Origin of the sequence: Streptococcus hyovaginalis DSM 12219, assembly GCF_000420785.1 — a bacterium.
GTDB classification, from domain to species: domain Bacteria; phylum Bacillota; class Bacilli; order Lactobacillales; family Streptococcaceae; genus Streptococcus; species Streptococcus hyovaginalis.
In genome coordinates this window covers 1-5,892 of sequence record NZ_ATVP01000025.1, presented here as the reverse complement: position 1 = coordinate 5,892, position 5,892 = coordinate 1, and the positions used below count along the sequence as shown (strand labels likewise).

Genomic DNA, 5,892 nt, shown 5'->3' with positions numbered 1-5,892 from the left:
GTGTCAATATTTTATGACAAATAAATGGGAAATAAAAAATAGAAAGACTGACAAATCAACCTTTCTGAGGGATACTATTTTTTGTCTACGCACAAAAATTTTTTTCGTGTTTGATCCCAAAATATAGTTAAAACAAAAAAACAGGTAATCGCCTTACCTGCTTTGACTTTTTCTAGGCGATATTAACCACCTATCTATGAAAAAGGAAATAATTATAACAATCAAGGGGAAACAACCTCCCTTGATAAATTTAGTATAGTTTAAAGTTACTTATCTGTCTATCGGCGTGTGTCTTTTGCTATAAAAAAACGCGTTATCGATTTAGTACCTTAATTTTATCAATAGCGTTCATAATGATATCTCCATTTTTTGAATTTTACACCAGGTGAAAAGTGATCCTCGCTTATTAATCCTATATTGCTGCTGCGATACCGAAAAAGTATCGTCGTCAATTCTAGTCAGTAAAAACCCATTCCGATCGATCAAACCATTTTTATTAAATGTCTCAACACAGATCTCTATAGCAACAACATCATCCAATTTCCAAACTTGAGGGTTAATCCTCTTTCAAATAGTAACCAAGACTCAATATCACCTAAAAGAATAGGTTCGTAAATCTTTAATGGTTCAACATAAACCGTTCCCGAGATCAGCTCATCTACTAGCATGTTGAGGTTACCGAGCTCTACTTTGATGATACACTTATCAGGACATGTCTCAATTAAAGAGGTGTCGGAGCTTTCGATGTCTCTCTACCTTTTGGTCATTTTCTTCAAAGTCCTCAGGTAGGATCATTATAAGCATGAAGACTGAACAAAAGAAGTGAATAAAGTGTAAACCAAATGACTCTTTTTCAATATGTTATTATAGCTTAAGTACAAACTACTTTTGCTATTGTTAATGAGATTACACCTTTTTCTTCACATGGCTATAAATGTCTAAGAGCGAGTCAATGATAAAGATTGACAGGGCAATGGCGCCAGATATCAAGATAGACTCAATGAGATTGTCCCCTGCTAATTGTGGGTTGTCTTGGATGTAATAGTAAGCTATGCGATAAACACTAGCTCCTGGTACTAGTGGGAAAAAACTAGGAATGTAGAAAACGGTGACTGGGGCAAATAAGCGTCTTGCAGATACCTGTGATAAGAAAGCAATGACTAGACCCCCTAAAAGTGTCGCGACAGCTTTATCATTTGTAGTTAAAGCCACTAGATACACGCTATAGCCAGCTGCACCGATAAAGCCCGTTTGAAATAGAAGATGTTTTGGAGTTTCTAAGATAACTCCTGATGTTACCGTTGCCAAATAAGCACCTAGGATTTGAAAAAGAAAGGTTATTGCCATAATAGAAAGACTCCTTTCGCGATAAACAGCCCTAAAGCGACGCCTACCCCTAGACTGGCGGCTATCGTCAATGCCTCAACGATTTTAGCGACTCCTGCTCCGTAATCTCCCTTGAACGAATCTCTAAAGCCATTAGTAAAGGCTGTACCTGGAAATAAGGGCATTAGAACAGATATGATAGCAATATCTAATGATTGAGACCTTGCTCCTACTATGGCTGCAAAGATAGATAGAATACCGGCCACAACCGTTGTCGTAAAAATACCAAAGATAAAGTCATTCAAAAAAACAAACGACCTGATATAGTATGTCAATACTAAAAGGAGTGATGCTAAAATGGCTAGTAAAAATGTCATACCATCTCCACCTAAAAGAACCGCAAACGAAACTACCAACAAAATAGTTGCCAAATAGGAACTCCTTTGCGAATAAGTGGTTTTCCTGATGGCTTTTAATTGCTGATAGGCTGTTTCTAAGGTGATTTTCCCAGCTGTCAAATCCCGTGAAATTTGATTGACGGTATGAATTTTGGACAGATGGGTCTCTCTCTTTGTGACTCGTTTGATATAACTCATCGGCTCTTGAAATGTTGGTCCATCTAAGGTTATAAAGAGCCCAGTCGTATTAGCAAAAACTTCGACTGTTGGGAGTTGACTGGTTGCTAAAATTTTTTCGACTGTTGTCTCGACCCTATAGGATTCTGCATTAGACTCTAACATGATCTGCCCTGCTAAACTAGCAATTTTGACCAACTCTTTATATTCTTTCATAGTCATCATTTGTGATTAACGATATAGTGAAGTTGCTATTATCTTAGTCACCCATCCTGGTGTGCTGATATGACTCCTCTAACCGCTCCTTTCTTGTAATGTCACCTTTCCAGTATATCATTTCTTATGGTAATCTGCTTGAGAACCCTTCCCAAAATGTTGACTATCTGTTTAAACGGTTTACAAACCCACTGTTTTTCTTTAGAATAAATAGTGTGAAAAAACAATTAACAAGAAAAAAACAGCTGCTAACGTATTTTAGACCTTTTGATTATGTTTTTATTGGTTTAGCTATTATGCTTTCTTTCGTGCCAGCCATCTGGACTGTCTACCAAACCATGAATCAACCTCAAACTTCTGGTTTGGTAGCTATTGTTAAAATTAATGGTGAAGTTGTCGATACATACCCCTTAGAAAAGGGTGGCCCTCATAAAGAAAAAACCTACTATCCCAATAAAGGACAATATAATATTGTGGAAGTTGATGGTGACAGCATTCGGGTGAAAGAAGATAACAGCCCGGATCAAATTGCTGTCAAAACAGGTTGGATTAACAAAGAAGGTCAATTATCAATCTGTTTGCCCCATAATCTCATAATCGAAATTCAACGAACAAAAGGGAGCTCTCCTGCTTCAGAGGATTCTGAAGACAATCTGATATTACCTTTATAAAGCGTATGAAAACACGATGACTACCAGAGCCATCGTGTTTTTTATCATCTTATATCAATGAAATCAGAAGAGTGATCAAAAGCGTGACAAGATACATGATTGAAAATAAGACAAAATTCTTAATTGACGTCACAAATGTTTTGCTTTTGATTTGTTCTTTTTGAAATTGCTTAAGATGATTGAGGTATTTAGGAAAAATGATTACCCCTAGTAAACCAAATATCGGCAGTTGCCCAAGAAAGATAGCTCCGAACCAAACGAGCCAAGGTAAAAAACTGAGTAAGGTATAAAGAGTCACACCAGCTTTTTTACCAATGTAATAAACCAATGTATGGCGATGGTTTTTAATATCTTGCTCCAAGTCACAAAGATTATTGGCTAGCATGATATTGGCGATTAAGGCAATCAGCGGTGAGCTCAGAAAGAAACTGTTTAGTGTTTCCTGCCAGCTCCAATAGATGGTAGCTACTCCTCCTATCCATTGGCTATTTAAGAGAAGATTGGGGTCTTGCACATAGATGGACAAGAAGAAAATGCCAAATCCCATAGTGATACCAGAAAAAACTTCGCCCAGAGGGAGTCGAGACAAGGGCATGGGACCAAAAGTATAGAAAATACCAATCAAAAAACAAAGTGCGCCAATTGGCAGTAATAAAAAGTCTGTGCGAAAGACTAAGAAAAGAGAAAACAAGATGGCAATTCCCAACAAACTAAAAACAATCTTGACCATATGATCGTAATCAAGACCATGCTTACCAATAACATTTTCTTCTTTTTGATAAGTCAGATCAACAGCTTTTTTGAAGTCCATAGTATTATTAATAGCTGTTGTACACATATCAAAGCTCAAAACCGCTAGAACAAATAGTAAAGTATTCAAGGGATTAAAACGTTGGTAATGATAAATAGCCCATAGCACCCCTATCACCATCGGGAAAAAGCTCGCTACCTTGGTTCGTAACTCGATAAATTCGAGAAAAATAGGGAGAGTAACTCCCTTAGTTTTCGTTGACAATGTGATAATCCTCATTTCGTAATGTAAATCGTTTCTTTAAACCCTTGCTGAGGTGGATACCGTTTGATTTATCGATAAATACTGCCTCAACACCATCCATATCTTCAATGAGTTTTAAGCCATCTTTGATTCCCAATAAAAATAGGGAAGTAGACAGTTCATCACCTTGAATGGAGGTTTTCGTAAAGACGGTTACCCCAGAAATATCATTTTCAACGGGATAGCCCGTCTTAGGATCCATGATATGGTGGTATTTTTTACCATCCTTTTCAATAAATCGCTCATAAATTCCTGAGGTGACAACTGATTGATCTTTGACATGGACGGAACCAACCGTATCGCCACGAACCTCATCAGGATTTTGAACACCAATATTCCATCCTTTTGAATCATTAGGCGATGTTCCCATAGTTAAAACATTACCACCGAGATTGATGATAGCCGTCGTAATGTGGTGCTTTTTGAAAATAGCTTTTACGCCATCAGCAATATAACCTTTTGAAATAGCACCTAGTTCTAGGACCATTCCTTTTTTAATAAAAATGGTCTTATCTTTGCCATTCAGTTGAATATCTTTATAGTTAATGAAGGGCAAGGCCGCCTTTATCTCTTGATCGCTAGGAACTCTGGCTTCCGGATCGCCAATCCGCCACAAGTTAGTAACTGCACCGATCGAAATATCGAATTTCCCATCGCTAGTTTGAGACATTTTCTGAGCTGTTTCAATAATATCAAAGGTTCTCTCATCAACTTTAACAGGTTTTTTACCAGCAGCTTGATTGATACGATAGACATCAGCACCTTCTAAGTTTGTGGAGAGTAATTTTTCCATTTCCTTGATATAGGCAATGGCATCATCCATAGCTTTTTCTTGATTTTCATGGTAGATACTTAGCTGAACAACTGTATGAAGCAATGACTCTGTTCGTGTTTCTGGTTCGCTAACAATGTCTAGCGCCTCTTTTTTACTGGATACTTTTTGACAAGCAGCTAAGAAAATCATCGAAATGATTATCATCAAAACAGTCCAAATCTTTCGTTTCATCGATCACATTCCTTTCTACCTAGTAAGAATACCATAAGAAAAAGAGTGAAACAAGTCTCTTTGTAACTAAAAGAAGACCTGTCCCACTCTTAAAAAAGATTAGCTAAAGTGCTTACTCTGCAGGTAACTCGATTGTAACAGTGTCAGTGTTACCGTCTTGTGCTGCCTTAATCAAAGCTTTGGTTGAAAGTTCAAAGTTGTTTGATGTACTTGTTGCACCAGAGACAACTTCAACATCATCAATGTTTTGTTTGTCAACAAGCTCTTGATTTAATTTTTCGGTAGCTTCTTTTGAAGATACACCTGATTTGTCTTTCATGTTTTTATTGTATTCTTCATCATCAGCTTTTTTCTCACCTGCTTCGTTTTCATAACCGAAGTCAGATTCTGTAATTTTACCATCAGCAACTGTGATTGTGTGGACAACTTTCCAACCGCGAGAATCGTAGTCTGATTCAGCAGTGTAAGTACCATCTTTTAGATCCGCAGTTGTTGCTTCGCTTGCTTCTTCTTTTACTTCTTCGGCTTTCTTGCTAACTTCAGATTTAGCAGTATCAGCTGCTTTTGAAGCATCTTTAGCAGTATCGCTACCACATGCTGCAAGTGTCAATAAAGAACCAAAAAGCAAAGTACCGTAAATCAATTTCTTTTTCATTAGAAATCCTCCATAAAACTTTTATAGTAGTATTATAACAAAAAACATGTGAAGTGTCTAACAAAAAATGAAAACCTTTTCTTGTAGCGTTACAATAGATGTGAGACTTCTAGAAGTCAAAAAGAAGATTCCCTGATATGATAAGAGTACCACGACTCATCAAAAAGGAATCTTCTCATGACTAGTATATCACAAAATCTTCGCTATTTACCACATACTCTAGAAACACGTTACCACGCGGTTAAAACCTACCAAAATGGTGCCTCTGTCGCCTTCATCTGTCGACGCTACAAGGTCTCAAAAGCCTCTCTCATGCGCTGGAACAAGCGATTCGACGGAACTAAAGAATCGCTGAAAGACCATTCCCATCGCCCTCTAACACCACATCC

The 5,892-nt window shown here is 37.4% G+C and carries 7 protein-coding genes; 2 read left to right on the top strand and 5 right to left on the bottom strand.

The features are described 5' to 3' along the window. Nucleotides 1-906: 906 nt before the first annotated feature. Together G574_RS0110385 and G574_RS0110380 are read right to left on the bottom strand one after the other, a co-directional pair. Nucleotides 907-1,347: a threonine/serine exporter family protein gene (locus G574_RS0110385; protein WP_029692122.1), complete on the bottom strand. Its 441-nt coding sequence runs from the start codon at nt 1,345-1,347 to the stop codon at nt 907-909. Then, the gene (locus G574_RS0110380) at nt 1,338-2,123 is read right to left on the bottom strand and encodes a threonine/serine exporter family protein (protein ID WP_029692121.1); all 786 of its coding nucleotides are present in this window, start codon (nt 2,121-2,123) and stop codon (nt 1,338-1,340) included. Before G574_RS0110380 ends, G574_RS0110385 begins: the two co-directional genes overlap by 10 nt. 209 nt (nt 2,124-2,332) lie before the next feature. Between G574_RS0110380 and G574_RS0110375 the strand changes: the two genes are divergently transcribed. After that, nucleotides 2,333-2,788, top strand: coding sequence for a NusG domain II-containing protein (locus G574_RS0110375; protein WP_029692120.1), 456 nt, complete (start codon nt 2,333-2,335; stop codon nt 2,786-2,788). Nucleotides 2,789-2,837: 49 nt separating this feature from the next. Here the strand turns inward: G574_RS0110375 and G574_RS0110370 are convergent, their stop codons facing one another. From G574_RS0110370 to G574_RS0110360, 3 genes are all read right to left on the bottom strand, one after another. Beyond that, on the bottom strand, nt 2,838-3,803 hold the full coding sequence (locus tag G574_RS0110370) for a 1,4-dihydroxy-2-naphthoate polyprenyltransferase (RefSeq protein WP_029692119.1): 966 nt from the start codon (nt 3,801-3,803) through the stop codon (nt 2,838-2,840). Then, nucleotides 3,787-4,848, bottom strand: coding sequence for an FAD:protein FMN transferase (locus G574_RS0110365; protein ID WP_029692118.1), 1,062 nt, complete (start codon nt 4,846-4,848; stop codon nt 3,787-3,789). The genes G574_RS0110370 and G574_RS0110365 overlap by 17 nt, the downstream gene beginning before the upstream one ends. A 112-nt stretch (nt 4,849-4,960) precedes the next feature. Further along, complete coding sequence (locus tag G574_RS0110360; RefSeq protein WP_029692117.1) at nt 4,961-5,503, bottom strand: FMN-binding protein; 543 nt, start codon at nt 5,501-5,503, stop codon at nt 4,961-4,963. 177 nt (nt 5,504-5,680) lie between these two features. Between G574_RS0110360 and G574_RS0110355 the strand changes: the two genes are divergently transcribed. Beyond that, nucleotides 5,681-5,892 (top strand): transposase (locus G574_RS0110355; RefSeq protein ID WP_029692116.1); only part of this gene is annotated, 212 nt, incomplete at its 3' end.

Coding starts and splice junctions, on each gene's coding strand:
- G574_RS0110380 (WP_029692121.1), bottom strand. CDS start 2,123: ATGACTATGAAAGAATATAAAGAGTTGGTCAAAATTGCTAGTTTAGCA.
- G574_RS0110385 (WP_029692122.1), bottom strand. CDS start 1,347: ATGGCAATAACCTTTCTTTTTCAAATCCTAGGTGCTTATTTGGCAACG.
- G574_RS0110365 (WP_029692118.1), bottom strand. CDS start 4,848: ATGAAACGAAAGATTTGGACTGTTTTGATGATAATCATTTCGATGATT.
- G574_RS0110360 (WP_029692117.1), bottom strand. CDS start 5,503: ATGAAAAAGAAATTGATTTACGGTACTTTGCTTTTTGGTTCTTTATTG.